The organism is Pseudomonas lalkuanensis, from assembly GCF_008807375.1.
GTDB lineage: Bacteria > Pseudomonadota > Gammaproteobacteria > Pseudomonadales > Pseudomonadaceae > Metapseudomonas > Metapseudomonas lalkuanensis.
Map to the genome: position 1 here is coordinate 1056516 of NZ_CP043311.1, position 21373 is coordinate 1077888.

Annotated in this window: 21 protein-coding genes; 12 read left to right on the forward strand and 9 right to left on the reverse strand. The window is 64.9% G+C overall.

Going from position 1 to position 21373, the window contains the following annotated elements; genetic code table 11:
• The first annotated feature begins 167 nt into the window (after positions 1 to 167).
• Both FXN65_RS05065 and FXN65_RS05070 read left to right on the forward strand, forming a co-directional pair.
• Entirely contained in the window at positions 168 to 806 is a 639-nt protein-coding gene (locus FXN65_RS05065) for a glutathione S-transferase family protein (RefSeq protein WP_151132000.1), read from the forward strand.
• The gene (locus FXN65_RS05070) at positions 803 to 1744 is read left to right on the forward strand and encodes a Nudix family hydrolase (RefSeq protein ID WP_151132001.1); all 942 of its coding nucleotides are present in this window, start codon (positions 803 to 805) and stop codon (positions 1742 to 1744) included. The genes FXN65_RS05065 and FXN65_RS05070 overlap by 4 nt, the downstream gene beginning before the upstream one ends.
• 547 nt (positions 1745 to 2291) lie before the next feature.
• On the opposite strand, the gene FXN65_RS05075 is transcribed toward FXN65_RS05070, so the two are convergent.
• The 4 genes from FXN65_RS05075 to FXN65_RS05090 are packed head-to-tail and all read right to left on the reverse strand — an operon-like array spanning position 2292 to position 6804.
• On the reverse strand, positions 2292 to 2867 hold the full coding sequence (locus FXN65_RS05075; protein WP_151132002.1) for a cob(I)yrinic acid a,c-diamide adenosyltransferase: 576 nt from the start codon (positions 2865 to 2867) through the stop codon (positions 2292 to 2294).
• Between the two features lies 1 nt (position 2868).
• Positions 2869 to 4887, reverse strand: coding sequence for a sensor histidine kinase (locus FXN65_RS05080; RefSeq protein WP_151132003.1), 2019 nt, complete (start codon positions 4885 to 4887; stop codon positions 2869 to 2871).
• A 46-nt stretch (positions 4888 to 4933) separates the two neighbouring features.
• Complete coding sequence (locus tag FXN65_RS05085; RefSeq protein WP_151132004.1) at positions 4934 to 5845, reverse strand: putative 2-dehydropantoate 2-reductase; 912 nt, start codon at positions 5843 to 5845, stop codon at positions 4934 to 4936.
• Positions 5842 to 6804 (reverse strand): GGDEF domain-containing response regulator, encoded by a 963-nt coding sequence (locus tag FXN65_RS05090; protein WP_151132005.1) that lies wholly within the window; start codon positions 6802 to 6804, stop codon positions 5842 to 5844. Before FXN65_RS05090 ends, FXN65_RS05085 begins: the two co-directional genes overlap by 4 nt.
• A gap of 223 nt (positions 6805 to 7027) precedes the next feature.
• On the opposite strand from FXN65_RS05090, the gene FXN65_RS05095 reads away from it, so the two are divergent.
• A complete protein-coding gene (locus tag FXN65_RS05095) occupies positions 7028 to 7507 on the forward strand; it encodes a YajQ family cyclic di-GMP-binding protein (RefSeq protein WP_151132006.1) in 480 nt (159 codons plus the stop codon).
• Between the two features lie 116 nt (positions 7508 to 7623).
• Positions 7624 to 8451, forward strand: coding sequence for a mechanosensitive ion channel family protein (locus FXN65_RS05100; RefSeq protein ID WP_151132007.1), 828 nt, complete (start codon positions 7624 to 7626; stop codon positions 8449 to 8451).
• Positions 8452 to 8509: 58 nt separating this feature from the next.
• On the opposite strand, the gene FXN65_RS05105 is transcribed toward FXN65_RS05100, so the two are convergent.
• Both FXN65_RS05105 and FXN65_RS05110 read right to left on the reverse strand, forming a co-directional pair.
• Positions 8510 to 10249, reverse strand: coding sequence for an AmpG family muropeptide MFS transporter (locus tag FXN65_RS05105; RefSeq protein WP_151132008.1), 1740 nt, complete (start codon positions 10247 to 10249; stop codon positions 8510 to 8512).
• Between the two features lie 87 nt (positions 10250 to 10336).
• Positions 10337 to 10723 (reverse strand): MGMT family protein, encoded by a 387-nt coding sequence (locus FXN65_RS05110; RefSeq protein WP_151132009.1) that lies wholly within the window; start codon positions 10721 to 10723, stop codon positions 10337 to 10339.
• On the opposite strand from FXN65_RS05110, the gene FXN65_RS05115 reads away from it, so the two are divergent.
• From FXN65_RS05115 to FXN65_RS05135, 5 genes are all read left to right on the forward strand, one after another.
• Positions 10722 to 11720, forward strand: coding sequence for a DUF481 domain-containing protein (locus tag FXN65_RS05115; protein WP_151132010.1), 999 nt, complete (start codon positions 10722 to 10724; stop codon positions 11718 to 11720). The two genes, FXN65_RS05110 and FXN65_RS05115, sit on opposite strands and share 2 nt — an antisense overlap.
• A 130-nt stretch (positions 11721 to 11850) precedes the next feature.
• On the forward strand, positions 11851 to 12855 hold the full coding sequence (locus tag FXN65_RS05120) for a DUF481 domain-containing protein (RefSeq protein WP_151132011.1): 1005 nt from the start codon (positions 11851 to 11853) through the stop codon (positions 12853 to 12855).
• Positions 12856 to 13029: 174 nt separating this feature from the next.
• Complete coding sequence (locus FXN65_RS05125) at positions 13030 to 13986, forward strand: ornithine cyclodeaminase family protein (RefSeq protein ID WP_151132012.1); 957 nt, start codon at positions 13030 to 13032, stop codon at positions 13984 to 13986.
• 10 nt (positions 13987 to 13996) lie between these two features.
• A complete protein-coding gene (locus FXN65_RS05130) occupies positions 13997 to 15121 on the forward strand; it encodes an NAD(P)/FAD-dependent oxidoreductase (protein WP_151138665.1) in 1125 nt (374 codons plus the stop codon).
• 79 nt (positions 15122 to 15200) lie between these two features.
• Positions 15201 to 15833 carry a helix-turn-helix transcriptional regulator gene (locus tag FXN65_RS05135; RefSeq protein ID WP_151132013.1) on the forward strand — a complete coding sequence of 211 codons (633 nt, stop codon included), beginning with the start codon at positions 15201 to 15203 and terminating at the stop codon, positions 15831 to 15833.
• 113 nt (positions 15834 to 15946) lie between these two features.
• On the opposite strand, the gene FXN65_RS05140 is transcribed toward FXN65_RS05135, so the two are convergent.
• Positions 15947 to 16897, reverse strand: a complete 951-nt coding sequence (locus tag FXN65_RS05140) for a GlxA family transcriptional regulator (protein ID WP_151132014.1) — start codon at positions 16895 to 16897, stop codon at positions 15947 to 15949.
• A gap of 117 nt (positions 16898 to 17014) precedes the next feature.
• Here FXN65_RS05140 and FXN65_RS05145 point away from each other — a divergent pair, with 117 nt between their 5' ends.
• The 3 genes from FXN65_RS05145 to FXN65_RS05155 are packed head-to-tail and all read left to right on the forward strand — an operon-like array spanning position 17015 to position 18838.
• Positions 17015 to 17500, forward strand: a complete 486-nt coding sequence (locus tag FXN65_RS05145) for a nuclear transport factor 2 family protein (RefSeq protein ID WP_151132015.1) — start codon at positions 17015 to 17017, stop codon at positions 17498 to 17500.
• A gap of 48 nt (positions 17501 to 17548) precedes the next feature.
• Positions 17549 to 17866: a GIY-YIG nuclease family protein gene (locus FXN65_RS05150; RefSeq protein WP_151132016.1), complete on the forward strand. Its 318-nt coding sequence runs from the start codon at positions 17549 to 17551 to the stop codon at positions 17864 to 17866.
• Positions 17867 to 17902: 36 nt separating this feature from the next.
• The gene (locus tag FXN65_RS05155) at positions 17903 to 18838 is read left to right on the forward strand and encodes a glutathione S-transferase family protein (RefSeq protein WP_151132017.1); all 936 of its coding nucleotides are present in this window, start codon (positions 17903 to 17905) and stop codon (positions 18836 to 18838) included.
• A 105-nt stretch (positions 18839 to 18943) separates the two neighbouring features.
• On the opposite strand, the gene yejK is transcribed toward FXN65_RS05155, so the two are convergent.
• Positions 18944 to 19951 carry a nucleoid-associated protein YejK gene (yejK, locus tag FXN65_RS05160; protein ID WP_151132018.1) on the reverse strand — a complete coding sequence of 336 codons (1008 nt, stop codon included), beginning with the start codon at positions 19949 to 19951 and terminating at the stop codon, positions 18944 to 18946.
• A gap of 63 nt (positions 19952 to 20014) precedes the next feature.
• Positions 20015 to 21349, reverse strand: a complete 1335-nt coding sequence (locus FXN65_RS05165; protein WP_151132019.1) for a TAXI family TRAP transporter solute-binding subunit — start codon at positions 21347 to 21349, stop codon at positions 20015 to 20017.
• Positions 21350 to 21373: the final 24 nt, after the last annotated feature.

A 21373-nucleotide genomic window follows, 5' to 3' on the forward strand; every position in this document is an offset into this window, starting at 1 on the left:
GCCATTCCCGCCTTGTTTTTCTCTAGTTGGCAAGATCGTGAACGGGTTCTGTAGTGCAGCGGCATTCCCGATTTTCATCCCCCGATGAAAATCGGGAATTTGCCATGGGCGCAGGCAGCTTCCATGATCCAGCGACACCCTGGGGAACTGGAAACAAGGAGCAAGGCATGTCCCTGACACTGGTAATTGGCAATAAGAACTACTCGTCCTGGTCGTTGCGCGCGTGGCTGGCCATGGAGTTGACCGGCTCCCCCTACGACGAGGTCCGCATTCCGCTCTACCAGGCCGATAGTCACACGCGCCTGCTGGGCTACTCGCCCACCGCCAAGGTGCCGGTCTTGCAGTCCGAAGACGGCACCGTCTGGGACTCCCTGGCCATCGCCGAATACCTGGCCGAGCGCTTCCCCGAGGCGCACCTCTGGCCCTTTGGCCAGGCGGCCCGAGCCATGGCCCGTTCGGTATGCGCCGAAATGCACAGTGGCTTCGTGCCGCTGCGTAGCCATATGCCGATGGACATGAAGCGTAACCAGGCGCTCGCCGAGGTCCCGGACGAGGTTGCGGAAGACATTCGCCGCATCTGTGCCATCTGGGCCGAGTGTCGTGCTCGCTTCGGCCAGGACGGCCCCTTCCTGTTCGGCCATGCCAGCATCGTCGACGCCTTCTACGCGCCGGTGGCCAGCCGCCTGCGCAGCTATGCCGTGGAGCTGCCGGCGGACGCCGCCGCCTACGTCGACACCATTTACCGGTGGCCTGCCTTCCAGCGCTGGTACCAGGCCGCCTTGCAGGAAACGGAGATCATTGAATGAAGCGAGTGCATGTGGCGGCTGCAGTGATCCGCGGCGCCGACGGCCGGGTGCTGATCGCCAAGCGTCCGGACGACAAGCACCAGGGCGGCCTCTGGGAGTTTCCCGGGGGCAAGGTGGAGGAGGGCGAGGCCGTGCAGGTCGCGCTTTCACGCGAACTGGAGGAGGAGCTGGGTATTCGCGTCAGCGCTGCCCGTCCGTTGATCCAGGTACACCACGACTACCCGGACAAGCATGTGCTGCTGGATGTCTGGGAAGTCAGCGCCTTCAGCGGAGAACCTCATGGCGCCGAGGGGCAGCCGCTGGCCTGGGCCTCGCCGCGTGAACTGGGGGATTACGATTTTCCGGCGGCCAACAAGCCGATTGTGGCCGCTGCCCGGTTGCCCGACCGTTATCTGATCACGCCTGACGACATCGAACCCCAGGCGCTGCTGGCCGGCCTCAAGGCCGCCCTGGGCAAGGGGGTGCGCCTGGTTCAATTGCGTGCGCCGCGCATGTTCGACGCGCAGTACCGCGACCTTGCGGTCGACGTGCAGGGCCTCTGCGCCGGCAAGGCGCAACTGATGCTCAAGGGCCCGCTTGAATGGCTGGGCGACTTCCCCGCGGCCGGTTGGCACCTGACCGCCGAGCAACTGCGCAAGTACGCCCCCAACGGCCGTCCCTTCCCGCGCGAGCGCTGGCTGGCGGCGTCGTGCCACAGCATCGAGGAACTGCAGCTGGCAGCGGCCATGGAAGTGGATTTCGTCACCCTCTCGCCGGTGCAGGCCACCCAGACCCATCCCGACGCCCGGCCCCTGGGGTGGGAGCACGCCGAGGCGCTGCTTCGCGGCTTCAACCAGCCGGTCTACCTGCTGGGCGGCGTTGGCCCCGATGACCTGGCGCAGGCCTGGACGGTCGGTGCCCAGGGGGTGGCGGGGATCCGGGCGTTCTGGCCCGAATGATCGACGGCGCAGGCCTTTGGCTTGCAGTGCGATTGGTATGGCTATGAATGCGTTGAGCGTTCCTGGAAGGTGCTGAGCCCGGTTGCTTACCGGGTTTTGCGGATGTTTCTGGTTTCGCCTTCCCAGGCGAGTTCCTTTTGCAAACGCCCAAAAGGAACCAAAACGCTTGCCCCTGCATCCGGGTTTGGCTTCGCCAAACTCCCCTCGCTCTATCGTTGCGCCGGGGGCACGGCGAGAGGGGCCATCCATGGCCCCACACGCCTCTCGCGGCATCCATGCCGCTCGTCCCCTCTGCAACGATTCCGCTCGGCCTCCTGAAGGGGCGCAGTCGCTGCCCCACCTCAGGCGCTCAGGTTCAGGCCCGTGTGGGCTTCAGGATGACTTGTGCCTCGCCGGCGCGAGTCACCCCTCGCCCTCTGGGAGAGGGGCGGGGGTCAGGCTGGCGCGGAGTCCTGGAGGTTCTGTGCTAGAGCGTTCCATTTCGATCAGCAACAGCTAACGCAGAGATAGCCATTGGTATCGCCCCTGCAGAGCTAGCGTCAGGCGATCACTCCTTCTTCGCAGCCTGCCACAACACCTCATCCACCCCTTGTCGCCGCGCAATCAGGCGTGCGGCGACGAAGAGCAGGTCGGAGAGGCGGTTGAGGTAGGCCAGCAGTTCCTCGCGCAAGGGCTCTTCGCCGTTCAGGGCCTGGGTGCGGCGCTCGGCGCTGCGGGCGAAGCTGCGGCAGATGTGGGCCTGGGCCACGAGGCGGGAGCCGCCGGGGAGGATGAAGTTCTTCAGCGGCCCTAGCTCTTCGTTCCACAGGTCGATGGCGACTTCCAGTCGACCGATCTCCTGCATGTCCAGCACCTGGTACTCCGGCATCGCCAGTTCGCCGCCAAGGTCGAACAGGCGGTGCTGGCAAGGCGTCAGCGTGCCGATCACCTCATTCAGTCCCGGGCAGCTCTGCGCGCTTTCGGCCAGCTCCGCCAGCAGTAGGCCGAGTTGGCTGTTCAGGGTGTCCACCTCGCCTATCGCCTCGATGCGCGGGTGGTCCTTGGGGACGCGCCGGCCGCTGGACAGGCCGGTCTCGCCCTTGTCGCCGGTTCGGGTGTAGATCCTGGAAAGGCGGTTACCCATGTCAGGCTCCTGCTTCCGTGGCGCTGGAAGTCAGCGGCAGGCGCAGGGTGAAGCAGGTGCCCTGGCCGGGCTTGGACTGCACTTCCATCTGGCCCTTGTGATTGTTGGTGATGATGAAATAGGAGACCGACAACCCCAGGCCCGTGCCCTGGCCCACTTCCTTGGTCGTGAAGAAGGGCTCGAAGATGCGCTTGCGCACGTTCTCGGGAATGCCTACGCCCGTGTCTTCCACCTGAATTTCCGCCCAGGGCGGATTCAGGCGGGTGCGCAGCGTGATGCGGCCCTCCTCGTCGTCCTCGCGCTGGTGGATGGCCTGGGCCGCGTTCTTCAGGAGGTTGAGCAGCACCTGCTCCAGCTCGTTGGCGGTACCGGGCACCGGGCCCAGCTCGGCGTCGAATTCGCGGACGATCTGCAGGCCCTTGAAGTCGAAACCTTCGGTCAGGTCGAAGTCATTACTGGCGATCTCCAGCGCCTGGTCGATCAGCACCGGCAATTGGCAGGGCGCCAACTGGCGGTTGCTGCGCCGGCTGAAGGCGAGCATGTGGCTCACGATCTTGGCCGCGCGGGCCCCGGCCTGGTGGATATCGTCCAGCAGCTTGGGCACCTCGCGGGCTTCCAGGTAGCGGCTGACCGATTCCAGGCTGATGCCGTTGATGGCAGCTTGCTCCTGGTTGCGATCCAGGTCCGGGGAGATGCGCCGCCGGATGTTCTGCACGTTGTGCAGGATGGCGCCCAGGGGGTTGTTGATCTCGTGAGCCATGCCGGCGGCCAGGCCGCCCACCGAGAGCATCTTCTCCGACTGCACCATCAGCTCTTCCATGGACAGGCGCTGGGTGATGTCGTCGATGCGGATCACCACGCCGCGCCCAGTGCCGCCCATCAACGGGTAGAAGGTCAGGGCATAGTGGTGGACGTTCTCGCCCACCAGCCAGCTCACCCGCTCCACCTTCTCCACCTTGTGCTTCTCGGCGGTCAGGCGGATCTGCGGGAGGAACGGCTTGAGCGAAGGGAAAGCCAGGAATACCGGCTGGTTCAGCGCGTCGTCCATGGGCGTGCCGGAGAGCGCGCTGGCTTCCTGGTTCCACTGGGTGACGTAGAGCTGTTCGTCCAGGGCGATGAGCGCCGAGGGCATGGAGTCGATGATGCTGTTGAGGTAGTTCTGGAAGCCGGTGAGCTTCTTCTCGATCTTGCTGCGTACCTGCACTTCCAACTCCAGCTTGCGGTTGGAGTGGCGGGTTTCCTCGGCCAGTTCGTGGGCCTGGTCGAAGGCGGCCTGGGCATCGTCACGGGCGCGCTTGAGTTGCTGCTCGCGGGCCTCGATGCGGCTGAGCATGGTGTTGAAGGCGTCGGCGAGGTTGCCGATTTCATCGCGGTTGCCACGGGGGGCGCGCAGCGAATAATTCTCTTCCCGGGTCACCTGGCGCGAGAGTTCCTCCAGGCGGCGGATGGGACGAGTGACCATGCGCCGGATCTGCCGTGCCACCAGCAGCCAGAGCAGCACGCTGCAGGCGAGAATCGCCAGGCTCGCGGTCAGGGTGCCGGTATAGAACACACTGGGCAGCTCGCTGGAGGCCACCAGCAGCAGGTGGCCGGCGGGCTTGCCGGGGATAGGCAGCTCGGCGAGGTGGCTGGTGCGGAACTCCCGCAGGCGCCAACTGGAAATGTCGCTGGCCTTCAGCGGCAGGTCGAGTTGTTCGCCACGCTGCAACTGGGCCAGCAGCCGGCCATCGGTGTCGTACAGCGCGGCGGCGCGCAGCGGCGTGTAGCCGTTCAGGCGCTGCAGCATCTCCTTGGCCTTTTCTTCCGAAGACAGCGCCTCGGGACCGACGGCCGAGGTGGCGAAGAGCCGGCCAAGGGTTTCCAGGCCTTGGGGGGCCACGCTTTCCTGGGAGATCCAGTAGGCGGCGCTGATGAAGGCCAGGTTGGCGATGAGCAGGACGGTAGCGAGCAGGACCAGCAGGGCGGCGAGCAGTTTGCGGCCGACCGAGAGGTTTTCGAGGCGCTGACGCAGGCTGGTCAAGGGGGCAGATATCCGCGGCTGGGCAGAAAGGCAGGTTAGCGCGGGGTCAGGTGACGGGCAATCCGCGTTGTTCCAGATGGGCCCTGAGGCGGGTATGCAGGCTTTCCAGATGCGGCAGCTTGAGCCGATGGCGCGTGGCGGTGGCGCAGGCGTGGCCGAGCAGATAGCTGATCTCGGTGCGGCGGCCGTTGGCAACGTCCTGATACATGGACGAGTAGTTCGCCGCAGTGGCCTGGATCACCCGCAGCACTTCTTCATGCAGTCCTTCGGCGGCATCAGGCTGGCCGCAATGCTGGAGCAGTTCGACCAGCTCCGCGCAGAGCACGCTGACCTCGGCCGGGTGATTGGCCAGGCCGCCATTGCGACAGTCGTGCAGCACGGTGAGGGGGTTGATGGCGCAGTTCAGCGCCAGCTTGCGCCACAGGCGGGAAAGGATATCCGGCGTCCAGCCATGGGGAATGCCGGCCCGCTCCAGGTCGGAGAGCCAGTCAGGCGGGGCAGGCTGCAGCGGGTCGCCGAGCCAGGTGAAGCCATGGCCGGCGAAGACCACGCGGAAGTCCGCTTCGCGAAAGGCCCCTTCGGTACTGGAGGCGAGCACGCAGCGCGTGTGTGGCAAGCGCAGGGACACGGCGTCCTGGCTGCCCAGGCCGTTCTGCAGCAGAATCAGTTCGGCCCCGGGGGCCAGGTAGGGCAGCAGGGGCTGGACCGCAGCCTCCGCATCGTATGCCTTGCAAGCCAACAGCAGCCGGCCTATGGGGCCGGCAGTGCTGGGCAGCACGGCCGGGATGGTGTACTGGCGGGCCTGGCCTTGTTCCACCAGAGTCAGGCCACCGGCCGCCTCGTAAGCCTTGAGGCGGGCGCGATCACGCAGGATCAGCCGTACCGGCAGCTCCGCGCGCGCCAGGCGAGCGGCCCAGAGACTACCCAGGCTACCGGCGCCGAGGATGTGCCAGGTCATGGTTGCGGCAGGCGCAGCGCGGTGACGCGGCCGCTGGCGTAGGCCTCGGGCAGCATGGCGCTGGCTTTGTCCAGCAGCTCCTCGACGTCCAGAGGCAGGGCCTTGGTGTCCAGGCCCACGAGGGCGATGCCGGCTTTGAGGGTGATGAAACCTTCGCTGGTCTTGAAGGCTTTCAGGTTCAGCCCTTCGTGCAGGCGGCGGAAGCTGCTCGGCGAGCATTCGTGGAGGTCGTCGAGCAGCGTGATCAGGCCGAACTGGCTGTCATCCACGCGGGTCAGCACATCCAGTGGGCGAACCAATTGCTGCAGGCGTCGCGCGACCCCGTGCAGCAACTCGTTGTAGAAGGTGTCTCCGTACTGCTGGCGCAGTTGCGGCGCATCCAGCAGGCCGATCAGCAGGTAGCACAGGGCACCACCGCGGGACTCCACCTGGCGCAAGCTGTCGGCCAGCTTCTGCCGCAGGTAGCGCGGGTTGCCGAGGCCAGTCAGGGAATCCACCAGGTTGCGCTGCTCCAGGCTGGCGATGTTCTGGGTAAGCAGGCGGTTTTCCTGCAACAGGCGCTGCAGGGTGTTGCACAGGCGGTCGGCGGCATAGACGCGAGGAACCAGCTGTTCGCTCATGGCCGCCTTGCTGATGAAGTCGTCCACGCCGCGGTCGAAAGCCTCGCCCAGGACGTTCTCACCTTCCTTGCCGGTGAGCAGGATGATGTAGCTGTAGTGGTCGGTCATCTCATCCAGCTGGCGGACCCGCGCGGTCAGTTCCAGGCCGTCGATCTCGGGCATCAGCCAGTCGGCGAGGATGACGTTGGCAGGCTTGTCTTCCAGCAGCTTGAGGGCTTCGCTGGCGCTGCTGGCGAATCGCAGATCCTGGTAACCGGCCTGGCTCAGGGCACGGCCGATCATGGCGCTGGAGAATTTGGCATCGTCCACCACCAGGATACTGAGATAAGGGTTGGGCATTTGGCAGGCTCGCAAGGAGGGTGGAATGGCGCGGTATGGCGCTATGATATCAAGCCTCCTCCGGGTTGCCTTGTCGCCCTACCGTTCTGCCGGTTTCGGACTGCTAGGGACGGCCCCGGAATGTGGCTTGTCGCTCGGTTATAATGGGTGCGCATTTTTTACCGTCAAGCCAGGCGCGTTGATATCCGTGATGCAGATCGCGCCGTCTATCTGGAGGAATCCCATGCCCTCGTTCGACGTGGTGTCCGAACTGGACAAGCACGAAGTCACCAACGCTGTCGACAACGCCATGAAGGAGCTCGATCGTCGCTACGACCTGCGCGGCAAGGGCAGCTTCGAGTTCAAGGAACTGACCGTCACCCTGACCGCCGACGCCGATTTCCAGCTGGAGCAGATGCTGGAAATACTCAGGATGGCCCTGGTCAAGCGCAAGATCGATGTCCAGTGCCTGGAGATCAAGGACTCCTATGCGTCCGGCAAGGTCGTGAAGCAGGAAGCCGTGCTGCGCGAAGGTATCGACAAGGAACTGGCGAAAAAGATCGTCGCCCACATCAAGGAAAGCAAGCTCAAGGTCCAGGCCGCCATCCAGGGCGAGCAGGTACGCGTGACCGGCAAGAAGCGCGACGACCTCCAGGAAGCCATTGCTGCCCTGCGTGCCAAGGAGTTCGGCATGCCCCTGCAGTTCAACAACTTCCGCGACTGAGCGGAACCTTCGCGACCGATCAGCGTCGCAGAACTGGAACCTTTTGAACCTTCGCCGCCATGGCTTGTCCATGGCGGCCTGGTTTCGTATTGCTGAAATAGCGCGGGAGAGCACTCATGGAGATGAACGTCGACCAACTGGTGAAGGTATCCGAATCCTGGATGCCCATTGTGCTGGAGTACAGCGGCAAGCTGACCCTGGCCCTGATCACCCTGCTGCTGGGCTGGTGGCTGATCAACATGCTGACCGGCAAGGTCGGCGCCCTGATGCAGCACCGCCGAGTCGACCGCACCCTGCAGGGTTTCGTCGGCAGCCTGGCCAATATCGTCCTGAAGGTGCTGCTGCTGGTCAGCGTGGCTTCGATGGTCGGGATCTCGACCACCTCTTTTGTCGCCGCCATCGGTGCTGCGGGCCTGGCCATCGGCCTGGCGCTGCAAGGTAGCCTCGCCAACTTCGCCGGCGGTGTGCTGATCCTGCTGTTCCGCCCGTTCAAGGTCGGTGACTGGATCGAGGGACAGGGCGTGGCCGGGACGGTGGACGCCATCCACATTTTCCACACCACGCTGAAGACCGCTGACAACAAGGTAGTGATCGTGCCCAACGGCAGCCTGTCCAACGGCAACATCACCAACTACTCGCGGGAGAAGACCCGCCGTGTCGATATCAACATCGGCATCGATTACGACTGCGACATCAAACGCGCCCGCCAGGTACTGCTGGAGATCGCTCGTGACCCCCGCGTACTGAAGAACCCCGAGCCGGTGGTTTTCGTCACCGGACTGGGCGAGAGCGCCATCAACATTTCCCTGCGCGTCTGGGTCGAAACCGCCGACTACTGGGCGGTGAATTTCGACTTCATCGAGCGTGCCAAGGAGAAAATGGACGAAGCGGGGATCAGCATCCCGTTTCCCCATCGCGTGGTGAAGCTGGTGCAGAGCGCCTGAAGACCCACCCCATGAGAAAGGCCGGCATATGCCGGCCTTTTTCATGCCTGTGGATAAATCAGGGCTGCTCGGTAGAACCGGGTGCCGCGGGGGCATCTGAGGAGCCATTCTCCTTCGGCTGCTGGCGGTCGCGCCCCCACTGGATGGCGATCAGCACCAGGGTGGGGATACCCAGCAACGCGGTGAGCATGAAGAAGTTGTGGTAGCCGACGCTTTCCACCATCACCCCCGAGTAGCCGCCGATCAGGCGCGGCAACAGCAGCATGATGGAGCTGAGCAGGGCGTACTGGGTGGCGGAGAACTTCAGGTTGGTCAGGCTGGAGAGATAGGCGACGAAGGCCGAGGTGGCCAACCCTGCGCTGAAGTTGTCGCAGGAGATGGTCAGGATCAGCATGTTCAGGTGCGGGCCCATGTCGCTCAGGGCCACGAACATCAGGTTGGTGGCCGCTGAGCTCACACCGCCGATGAAGAGGATCGGCAGGATGCCGAAGCGCACGATCAGCACACCGCCGGCTGCCGCGCCGAGCAGGGTCATCACCAGGCCGAACAGCTTGCTGACGCTGGCGATTTGCTCCTTGGTGAAGCCCTGGTCGATGTAGAAGACGTTGGCCATCACGCCCATCACGGTGTCCGACATCCGGTAGGTGGCGATCAGGCCGAGCAGCAGCAGCGCCTGCCAGCGATACCGCTGGACGAACTCGCTGATCGGCGTCAGCACCGGCGCCATCAGCAGGCGTCCGGCGGCGGAGAAGCAGGCCAGGGTGATCAGCAGGAACATCGTGCCGCGTGGCCAGGCGCCGGAGGAGAAGGCCTTCACCGCGGCGGCGATGGTCACCAGGATCACGATCAGGACGATGATCGACACCGCCTGGTGGACGAAGTCGAAGTTGGGCATGACCTTGCCACGCGCGGCCACCAGCAGTTGGCGGCGCTGCTGGCTGAGCAGTTCGCGCACCGGCAGGATCTGGCGCATGCCCCAGGGCGACAGGCAGGTGATCAGGAAGATGGCGTAGAGCGCGGCACGTGGCCAGGCGCGATCGAGCATGCCGGTGATCATCGCTGGCAGGGAGATCAGCATCACCAGCAGGATCAGTACCGAAGAGAGCTGGTGCTTGAGCTTGAAGCGCGAGTTGTTGCCCTGTGCCGGCAGGTCCACCAGCGGTTCGCGCATCCACAGGCTGGTAATCAGGCCCGGCAGCATCAGCAGCGCGAAGAGCAGGTAGGTACCGGCCCAGGCGCCATATTCGTAGACCTTGGCGGTGGAACCGAACCATTCGGCGAAGTAAAGCGCACCGGCGGTGGCGAGCAGCGCGGAGATCCGGTAGCCGGTCATGTAGCTGGCGGCCAGGGCTGCCTGGCGGCTGTCCTCTGCAATCTCCAGGCGGTAGGCGTCGATCGCGATGTCCTGGGTGGCCGAAGCGAAGGCCACCACCACTGCCAGGGCGATCAGCCAGGTGAGGTTCGTCTGCGGGTCGCACAGGGCCATGCCCACCAGCCCGAGCCCCACCAGCGCCTGGGAGAGCACCAGCCAGGAACGCCGGCGGCCAAGACGGCCCAGCAGCGGCAGGCGCCACTGGTCGAGTAGCGGCGACCAGATCCATTTGAAGGCGTAAGCCAGGCCGATCAGGCTGGCGAAGCCGATGGTCTCGCGGGATACCCCGGCCTCGCGGAGCCAGACGGAAAGGGTGGAGAACACCAGCATGTAGGGCAGGCCGGCGGCGAAACCCAGCAGCAATAGCGAAAGAGTGGCCGGCGAGGCATAGGCGGCGATGGCTGCGCGCCAGGAACGATGGGGCATTAGAGGTGCGGTCCGAAAAGCGTGGTGCTGGGCATTGGGCTGCTCGCGGCGTCCGGGAAGGGGGCTGACAACAGGGCAGGGCGCACTCTAACCCTTGGGTGGCATGGGATGCCAGCCGTGCCGACGCATGTTCACCCGATCGTTCTGGATACTGACCCCTTCGGCGCGCAAACGTGCTCGCTGCTCATCGCCTGATGGCGTTCCCAGTGCCAGGCTGAAGCGCCCGCCGGCGCCCAGCACCCGATGCCAGGGCAACTGGGTGCCCGTCGGCAGGTGACTCAGCGTGCGTCCGACCCAGCGCGCGGCGCGGCCAAGGCCCGCGAGCTCGGCCAACTGGCCATAGGTCACCACCGTGCCTTCCGGCACCTGCGCCAGCGTCAGGTAGAGGGCCTCGCGACGCACGTCCACGCTTGCTGTCGGCAAGTCCCCCCATGCATGCTCTGGCGCCTCTTCCTCCTTCTTCTTTCCGACCATGCTGCTCCGTAGCCTAAGTGCTTTGCTCGTGTGCCTGGCCTGCTCGCCGCTCTGGGCCGACACCCTGTGGTTGAACAACGGCGACCGCCTGACCGGCGAGATCATCCTGCTGGATGGCGGCAAGCTGGCATTGAAGACCAGATACGCCGGCCAGGTGCTGATCGACTGGAAGGATATCGACACCCTGCGCTCCGAGAAACCGCTGCTGATCAAGCGCGACGGCCTCGACAGCCAGCATAGCCGCAGCCTCGCAGCGGCGGGCAAGGGCATGGTGCGGCTGGAGAACGGGACGAGCGAGACGGTGCCGCTGGCGAGCATTCGCCAGATGGTGCCGCCCCGGCCCTTCATCGAGGATCGCGTGTGGGAGGGCAACCTCGACGTCAAGCTGGATCTGGAGCGAAACGAGGACAAGACGGACGAGTGGAAACTCAAGGGCGATACCCGCGTCGAACATGGCCGCTGGCGCCACGTGCTGAGCGGCCAGTTCGAAAATGAGACCAAGAACGGCGAGCGCACCGAGGACAACTGGGAGCTGGAGTACGACCTCGACCGCTTCCTCACCAAGCACTGGTTCGTGCGCGGCAGCTACGACCAGGAGAACGATGAGTTCCAGTTTTTCGAGCGCCAGCGTTCCTATGGCGTCGGTCCGGGCTATCGCTTCTGGGACGACGAGCTGGGCCGCTTCGACCTGATCGCCCAGCTCAGCCGCTTCCAGCTGGAAAGCGACGCCGGAGACCTCGACTTCAACGCCTATTCCTTCGAGTGGGACTTCAAGCGGCTGATCTGGGGTACCCGCTTCGAGCTCTACTCCAAGGCTCAGCTGCAAGTGCCGCGGATCGAAGAGATCGACTACGTACTCGACAGCGAATTCGGCCTTCGCTACCGCCTCAACGACTGGGCGCGGCTCTCGCTGCTCTATGAACTGGACCAGGTACGGGGCCTGGGCCAGAGCGATTCGGACAGGCATTACCTGATTGGCGTCGGCGTCGGCTGGTAGCGTCACGCCAGGCCACGCCCATCGATTTTTCGGAACTCAGCGGACGCAGGCCGGTCAGTCCTTGCTCTGCTGTCGGTCATAAGGATAATGCCCGGCTTTTTTTCGAGAACCCGAGCAAAGAAGCCGTTTTATGCTGTCCCGATCCCTGTTGTGCATGGCGCTCGCCGCCGCTTCCTCCGCCACTTTCGCTGACACCGTCTGGTTGAAGAATGGCGATCGACTCACCGGCACCATCCGCGTTTTCGATGGTGGCAAGCTGGTGCTGGAGACCGACTACGGCGGAACCATTCCGCTGGACTGGAAGAAGATCGCCACCCTGGAAAGTGACCGCGAACTGCTGATCAAGCAGGGCGACTTCGACGGCGAGCGCGCCAAGTCGCTGCATCGCGCCGAGGATGGCAAGGTCATCCTGGCCAATGGCGAAGCGCCGAAGGAAGTGGAGCTGGCCAGCATTGAACAGATCATGAAGCCCAAGCCCCTGGTCGAGGACCTCACCTGGACCGGCAATGTCGACCTGTCGCTGGATTACAAGCGTGCCGACAAGGACACCGACGACTACGACGTCGACTTCAATACCAAGGCCCGTCATGGTCGCTGGCGGCACAACGCCAGTGGCGAGTACAACCGTGAATTCACCGACGAGGTGAAGACCACGGACAACTGGGAAGCCGAGTACGCGCTCGATCGCTTCATCACCGACAAATTCTTCTGGCAGGGCCGGGGCGAGTACAAGCGCGACAAGATCGAAGACCTCGAGCGCCAGCGCACCCTGGGTACCGGCCCCGGTTACCAGTTCTGGGATGACGAACTGGGCGCCTTCTCCCTCGCCGGCCTGGTCAACCGCACCGACTACGACTTCTCCAATGGCGAGAAGGAGAACTTCTATTCCCTCAGTACCAAGTGGGACTACAACCGCTATCTGGTGGGCAAGACCGTGGAGTTCTTCACCACCGGCGAGATCGGCCGACCGCTGGACAACACCGCCGACTACGCCCTGGATGCCGAAATGGGCCTGCGCTACAAGGTCACCGACTGGGCCTCGCTCAACGTCAAGGCGGAGAAGGACCAGGTCAGCGGCGCCGAGGGCGATGTCGACGAAACCCGTTATACCGTCGGATTCGGCGTCGGCTGGTAGCAAGCCGGCCCCAGGTGTGGGAGCGAATTCGTTCGCGATTGAAGTCGCTCCTACGTCCGATACCTTTATACCCAGGCGCCATTCCCGTACATCAGGCTCGCTGTCCCCTTGCTGGCATAAACTTAAAAGTCCAAGATGGACAAAATGTTTACATCCAGCCCCGGGAGCGTCCCCATGTCCAGCACTTCGCCCCTCGTTCTCGCGCAAGCCGAAGCCCGCCGCCTGCTCCAGCAGGTCGACGTGCACCAGGCCATGCGCCAGATGTTCCTCGACCTGGCTGCCGGTGAAGCCGTGCAACCGGCGCAGCAACTGGTGGAATTCCCCAATGCTGCCGGCGACTTCATCAACTACCTGGGCGTGCTGGTCAAGGATGGGGTCTACGGGGTCAAGACCTCGCCCTATATCAAGAAGCCCGACGGCGCCCTGGTGACCGCCTGGACACTGCTGATGTCCATGGACAGCGGCCAGCCCTTGCTGCTCTGCGATGCCGGCGAGCTGACTACCGCGCGCACCGCCGCGACCACGGCTGTGGCGGTGGAGGCCCTGGCACCTGCGCGGGCCAGCCGCCTGGCGGTGATCGGCAGCGGTCCGGTGGCCCGTGCCCACCTGCACTACGTGAAGGAACTGCGCGACTGGCAGCGCATCGCCGTCTTCTCGCCAGCCCTGGCGGCGGATGCGGAAGTCCAGGTGCAACTGCGCGCCCAGGACCCGCGCGTGGAAATCAGCGCCAGCCTGGAAGATGCCGTGGCCGAGGCCGATGTGGTGATGCTCTGCACCTCTTCCGCCGGTCCCGTGCTGGACCCGCGCAGCCTGGGCAGGCCAGCCCTGGTCACTTCCATCAGCACCAATGCCCCGCGCGCCCACGAGGTGCCGCCGCAAGCCCTGGGTGAAATGGATGTCTACTGCGACTACCGCGCCACCACCCCTGGCTCCGCAGGCGAGATGCTGCTGGCCGCCGAGCGCCACGGCTGGAATCGCGAGGCCATCCGTGGCGACCTACCGGAGCTGCTGAGCGGCAAGGCCGCGCGTCCGGATTACAGCCGCCCGGTGTTCTTCCGCTCCATTGGCCTGGGCCTCGAAGACATGGCCCTGGCCAATGCCCTCTATCATCTTCAGCGCCAAGCACAGTGAGGCAGACGCCATGAACCAGGCTGACTTCATCATCATCGGTGCCGGAATAGGCGGCGCTTCCACCGGATTCTGGCTGTCCCGCCACGGCCGCGTGCTGGTGCTGGAACGCGAGGAACACGCCGGCTACCACTCCACCGGCCGCTCCGCCGCCCTCTACACGGTGGCCTACGGCACGCCCCAGGTGCGTGCCCTGACCGCCGCCAGCCGGGCATTCTTCGATGCGCCACCGGAAGGTTTCAGCGAGCACCCGTTGCTCACGCCGCGTGGCGAGATGGTGGTGGACTTCACCGGCGACGCCGAAGAACTGCAGCGCCAGTTCGACAGCGCGCTGGAAAATGTGCCCGACATGCAGATGCTCACCCCGGACCAGGCCTGCGCGCTGGTTCCTGTACTGCGCCGCGACCTGGTGCAGGGCGCCATGCTCGATCCCAGCGCCGCCGATATCGATACCGACGCGCTGCACCAGGGCTACCTGCGCGGCATCCGCCGCAATGGCGGCGAGGTGCGCCTCGGCTGCGAAGTGACCGCTGCCCGCCGCGAGGGTGAACACTGGCTGGTGGAAACCGCCCAGGGCAGTTTCCAGGCACCGACGCTCATCAACGCCGCCGGCGCTTGGTGCGACCAGTTCGCGCGACTGGCCGGCGTCCAGCCCCTGGGCCTGCAACCCAAGCGCCGCGCCGCCTTCATCTTCTCGCCGCCCGAAGGCGTGGATGCACACAAGTGGCCGGCACTGGTGAGCCTGGACGAGTCCTTCTACTTCAAGCCGGACGCCGGCGTGTTGCTGGGTTCGCCGGCCAACGCCGACCCGGTGGAAGCCCACGACGTGCAGCCGGAAGAACTGGACATCGCCCTCGGCATCTACCAGATCGAGGAGCACACCACCATGAGCATCCGCCGTCCAACGCGAGTCTGGGCCGGCCTGCGCTCGTTCTTCCCCGATGGCGACCTGGTGTCCGGCTACGACCTGCACAGCCAGGGCTTCTACTGGGTGGCGGGGCAGGGCGGTTACGGCATCCAGACGTCCGCCGCCATGGGCGAGGCCAGCGCCTGCCTGGTCCTGCGCCAGCCGCTGCCGGAGCACCTGGCGCGCTTCGGCCTGACCGAGGCGATGTTGTCCCCTGCGCGGCTGGGGTGACGACGCAGGCGCTTTGCGCCACACTCGCTGCGCCGGGCCCTGCGCCCGGCGCCGATCTTCCCGCTCCAGGAGCCGTTCCATGATCCCGCGCCAAGACTTCGCCCTGGACAACTACCGGGCCGTCGCCGACGCCATCGCCACGCTGTTCTTCCCCCACGCCGAGGTGGTGCTGCACGACCTGCGCACACAGAAGATCGACTACATCGCCAACAACATCTCCAAGCGTTGCGTCGGTGACGATGCCGCCCTGGAAGACATGCTCGGCGAGGACGTGGGCGAGCGGAACATAGGCCCCTACGAGAAGCTCAACTGGGACGGCCAGAAGATCCGCTCCGTGAGCACCGTGCTACGCGACGCCCAGGGCGGGCCCGTTGCCGTGCTCTGCATCAACCTGAACATCTCCATGTTCGAGGCGGCCAAGGCTGCCCTCGACCTGTTCCTCTCCTCCAGCAAGCTCATTCCCCAGCCCGACGCCCTGTTCCGCGACGACTGGCAGGAACGCATCAATACCTTCCTGCACAACTGGCTGCGCCAGCGCCAGCTCGGCCTCAACCTGCTGACCCGCGAGCACAAGCGCGAACTGGTCCTGGCACTGCATGCCGAAGGCGCCTTCAAGGGCAAGAGCGCGGCGAACTACGTGGCCAACGTCCTCAACATGGGCCGCGCCACGGTCTACAAGCACCTCAAGGAACTGAAGGAAGAGTCGGTCTGACAGTTCGTTTTTTGTGGGATCGAATTCATTCGCGATACGGACCCACGGACCGCTGTGCAGTCCTTCGCGAATGAATTCGCTCCTGCAGCCCATGAATGAGGGGCTGCGCGCGCCTAGGGCTGGCGCAACCTGCGCCTGAACGCCCCCGGCGTCTCCCCGCACAACTGCTTGAACAACTTGGCGAAGGTCGCCCGGTCGGCATAACCCACCTGAGCCGCTACCTGTTCCAGGGAGCGTGCCGGATTGCGCAGGGCGGTTTGTGCCGCGCTGATGCGCAGGCGTTGCAGATAGGCGTTCGGGGTCAGGCCGGTCGCCACCTTGAAGCGTCGCAACAGGGTTCGGCTCGAACAGTGCGCCCGGGCCGCCAGGGCCTCCAGATCGAGTGGCTCGGCCAGGTTGCGTTGCAGCCAGACCAGCACGGGACCGATTTGTGGATCATCGTTGCCAGTGCTTGGCAGCAAGGGGGCGAAGCGCGATTGGCGCCCGCGCTGCATCTCGAACACCATGGCCCCGGCCACCCGTTGCGCGAGCCAGTCGCCGCCGTGCCAGCCGATCAGGTACAGGCACAGATCCAGACCTGCCTGGGCACCGCCCGAGCAGAAGAGGTTGCCGTCTTCGGTGAGCAGGGCGTCCGGCTCCAGCCGCACCTGTGGATAACGTTTGCGGAAGGCTGGTGCCAGCGCCCAGTGGGTAGTGGCGCGGCGACCATCGAGCCGGCCAGAGGCGGCCAGCAGGAACGCGCTGCTGCAAAGGCTGGCGAGTTGCTGAGAGTCCGGTCGCGCGGCGAGCCAGGGCAGTAGTGACTGATTGGCGGCCAGGGTCTTTTCCACCGCAGGACCGGTGGCGGTCAGCACGACAAGGTCGGCTGTTTCCGCCAGTGCCAGGTCGCCATCCACGCGCACCTCGGCCATGCCGATATCCACAGGCCGACCGTCGCAACTGAAGCGCTGGACCTGGAACAGAGGCTCGCCGGCCAGCTGGTTGGCCAGGCGGAACGCATCATCGGCCGTGGCCAGGCTGGAGCATACGGTCTGGGGGCAGACGAAAAGGGCGACGCGGATCATGTGCGGACTCGGCAATCGGTTTGGCGATTATTGACACAAAGTTGGCGATGTCGCCAATCGCCACCTGAACCATTCGGGTCAATACTGCTAGCCATACAGTCCTTGCCGGAGTTGCCCATGGCTCACCCCAACGCTGAGCTCATCACCCGTTTCTATCAGGCTTTCCAGCGCCTCGACGCCGAAACCATGGCCGCTTGCTACAGCGCGGACGTGCACTTCAGCGATCCGGTGTTCACCGACCTCAATGGGCAGGAAGCCGGCGACATGTGGCGCATGCTCGCCAGTCGCGCCCAGCAGTTCAGCCTGACCTTCGACGGCGTGGAGGCCGATGACCTAACCGGCCGCGCCAACTGGGTCGCCACCTACCTGTTCAGCCAGACCGGACGTATGGTGGAAAACCGTATCCAGGCGCGTTTCCTCTTCTCCAGTGGCCAGATCATCGAGCACCACGACAGCTTCGATCTCTGGCGCTGGGCTCGCCAGGCACTGGGCGCCAAGGGGCTGCTGCTGGGCTGGGCGCCGCCGGTGCAGAACGCCATTCGCAAGCAGGCTGCGCGCGGCCTGGCGGCGTACCGTGCCGGGGCGTTGAAGGACTTGTCTTGACGAGGTGAGGCAATGCCTAATGCGGCGGCTTTCAGTCAGGACCCCGCAATGCCCGAGCAAACCGAATCCGCCCCTGCCGCCAAACCCTGGTTCGTCTACCTGGTGCGTGCCGAGAACGGTGCCCTCTATTGCGGCATCAGCGATGACCCGCAGCGGCGTTTTGCCCAGCACCAGAGCGGCAAGGGGGCGCGGTTCTTCCATTCCAGCCCGGCTCGTGCCCTGGTGTTCGTCGAAGCCTGTACCGACAAGAGCGAGGCCTTGCGCCGCGAAATCGCTATCAAGCGCATGAAGAAGGCGGTCAAAGAGTCGCTGATAGCGGGCTGGACGCGCGCCGAAACGATAGGCCTCGAAGAAGTGGCCGGATAAGCTCCGGCCTTATCACAATCGCAGCGGAGCCCTGCAATGTCCGAACTCATCCTGCATCACTACGAACCCTCGCCCTTCGCCAAGAAGGCGCGGCTGATGCTCGGTTACAAGCAGCTATCGTGGCGCTCGGTAGAGATCCCACGGATCATGCCCAAGCCCGACCTGATGGCGCTGACCGGCGGTTATCGCAAGACCCCGGTGCTGCAGGTGGGGGCCGACATCTACTGCGACACCGCGCTGATCGCCCGTCGACTGGAACAGGAAAAGGCAGGCCCTGCGCTGTTTCCGGAAGGCCAGGAGTTCAACGTCGCCAGCTTCGCGCTGTGGGCGGACTCGGTGATCTTCCAGCACGCCGTGAGCCTGGTGTTCCAGCCCGACTCCATCGCCGTGCGCATGGGCCAGTTACCGCCGGCTGTGCAGCAGGCGTTCCTTGCCGATCGCGCCAAGCTGTTCTCCGGCGGCAGCGCCACCCGCGTGCCGCTGGAGCAGGCCCGCAGCAACTGGCCGGTGCTGATGGGACGACTGCAGCAACAACTGGAACGTAGCGAAGGCGATTTCCTCTTCGGCGAACCGTCGGTGGCCGATTTCTCCCTGGCCCACTGCCTGTGGTTCCTCAAAGCCACGCCGGTTACCGCGCCGCTGGTGGATGACTACCCGGAAGTGGCGGCCTGGTTTGGCCGCGTGCTGGGGTTCGGCGAGGGCGCGAGCAGTCCGCTGTCCGCCACGGAGGCGATTGAAATCGCCCGCAGCACCACTCCGGCGCCACTGCCCAGCGAGGACTTCAGTGACCCCAATGGTTTCGTTCCCGGCCAGAAGGTGCTGGTGGCGGCCACCGACTATGGTGTGGACCCGGTTGAAGGTGAGCTGCTGTTCGCCGGCCGCGAGGAAATCATCCTGCGTCGCGAAGACGAACGTGCCGGCGTGGTGCATGTGCACTTCCCGCGGCTGGGGTTCCGCATGGAGGCGCTCTGATCGCTGCTCTTGTGGGAGCGAATTGTTTCGCGAATGAGTTCGCTCCCACAGAAAGGAAAAAGCCCGGCAATCGCCGGGCTTCTTTCAGCGGTGGTCCGCAGAGAGTCAGTCCTTGCGGCGCTTCAGCTGATCCTTCAGCTGGGTCGGCACCTGGCGAATGATCAGCATGTCGCGGCCCTCGTCGTACTCGATCTTCGAGCCCAGCAGGTGCGCTTCGAAGCTGATCGACAGGCCTTCGGCGCGGCCGGTGAAACGCTGGAACTGGCTGAGGGTGCGCTTGTCCGGCGGAATCTCCGGGGACAGGCCGTAGTCCTTGTTGCGGATGTGCTCGTAGAAGGCCCGCGGGCGGTCTTCGTCGATCAGGCCGGACAGCTCGTCGAGGGTGATCGGCTCGCCCATCTTGGCCTGGGTGGTGGCGTAGTCCACCAGGGTCTTGGTCTTCTCGCGGGCCTGTTCCTCGGCCAGGTCCTCGCTTTCCACGAAGTCGCTGAAGGCCTTGAGCAGGGTACGGGTCTCGCTCGGCGGGTCGACGCCTTCCTGGCAGCCGATGAAGTCGCGGAAGTAGTCCGACACCTTCTTGCCGTTCTTGCCCTTGATGAACGAGATGTACTGCTTCGACTGCTGGTTGTTCTGCCACTCGGACATGTTGATGCGGGCCGCCAGGTGCAGCTGGCCCAGGTCCAGGTGCTTGGCCGGCGCCACTTCCAGGGAGTCGGTCACCGCCACGCCTTCGCTGTGATGGAGCAGCGCGATGGCCAGGTAATCGGTCATGCCTTGCTGGTAGTGGGCGAAGAGCACGTGGCCGCCGGTGGAGAGGTTGGATTCCTCCATCAGCTTCTGCAGGTGTTCCACGGCCTGGCGGCTGAAGGCGGTGAAGTCGCGGGCACCGTCCTGGTATTCCTTCAGCCAGCCGCTGAAGGGGTAGGCGCCGGATTCATCGTGGAAGAATCCCCAGGCCTTGCCCTGCTTGGCGTTGTAGCTCTCATTGAGGTCGGCCAGCAGGTTTTCCATGGCCTGGGACTCGGCCAGTGCGCTATCCCGGGCATGCAGCACGGCGGCGCTGCCGTCGGGCTTCTTGTCGATGAAGTGAACGATGCAGTGGCGGATGGGCATGGATCTTCGCTCTCAGGGGCACATCCGGCGCAATGACGCGCCGGGTGGAAAAAGTTCGCCAGTTTACCCGACCTGTTCTTCCGCTGCCTGCCGTCTCTGCAGCGCGTGCAGGCGTTCGATCACGTAGCGCAGGTGCACATGCAGGTCGTACAACTCGTTGGAGTAGGACAGCGGCACTTCCACCTTGGCCAGGCGTCGCTCCAGCACCTCCAGTTCGTCTATCTGCGCGGCGAGCTGTTCCGGCGGCGTGCTGGAGTCCAGCTTGCGGTCGATCTCGCGCAGGTACTTGTACCAGCGGTAGATGCGCGCGCGGATGCGCCAGCGGTAGATCGGGCCGATGGCCTTGGACAGCGGGATCATGATCACGATCAGCGGGATCAGCAGGATGATGTAGCGGTCGGCCAGGGAGGCGATGCGGAAGGGCAGGTAGCGCTGCAGTATCGGCAGGCCCTTCTCGTAGTAGTAATCCGCTTCGCCAAGGTTGGAGAGCGTCTGCGGCTTTGCGCTGGGGTAGGTGCCGGGCGGGTCGAGCAAGGTGCCGTTCTTCATTACCTCGCGTGCCGCTTCGAGGATCAGCGGGGTGAGCGAGGGGTGGAACTCGTCGTTCGCCACTAGGGTGGCCACCGGCGCCAGGGTGCGGATGTCCCGCGAGGGGCTGTTGCTGGCGAGGTTCAGCACACCTTCGCCCACCTCCAGCTTGGTCAGGTAGGGCAGGCGCGCACGGTAGGCAGCGCTGCGGCGCAGGCTCACCAGGTCCAGTTCGGGGCTGGCCGCCAGCCGTTGCACCACGTTGCTTTCCGCCGGGCCGAGGAAGAAGCCGGCGTCCAGTTCGCCAGCCAGCAGGGCGTTGGCCGCCGGGCTGCCGCTGATGGCCTGCCACTGTTGCGGGTAGCGCCCAGGGCTGATCTGGTTGGCGGCGAGGATCGCGTCGCTGACCGAGCGGGTGCCGCTGTTCGCGGCGCCGATGGCCACGCGCAATTGCAGCAGGTCCGCCATGCTGTCGATCTCCAGTTCCTTGCGTTTGAACAGCCAGAGCGGCTCCTGGTACATCACGCCGAGGCCGTGCAGGTGCTCGCGCTCTTTCGCGCTCAGGGTGAGCTCCTGGCCGCTCTGCACCAGGGCGATCTCCACCTCGCCGCTCTGCAGCTTGGCCAGGTTGTCCAGCGAGCCGCTGCTGCGCACCAGTTCCAGCTCGAATCCTTGCTTGGCCAGTTCTTCCTTGAGTCTCTCGCCGAAGGCGTTGTAACCCCCCGATGGACTGCCGGTGGCCAGCCGCACATGCATGGGCGGCGGTGGGGCGACGAAGTAGAAGAGGGCGCCCACCAGCGCCGCCATCACCGGGATCAACCAGAGGTTGGCCAGGATCATGATCTTGAGGTCGCGGAAGATGCGTTGCATGTCAGTCCTTGTCTGCAGCGGATG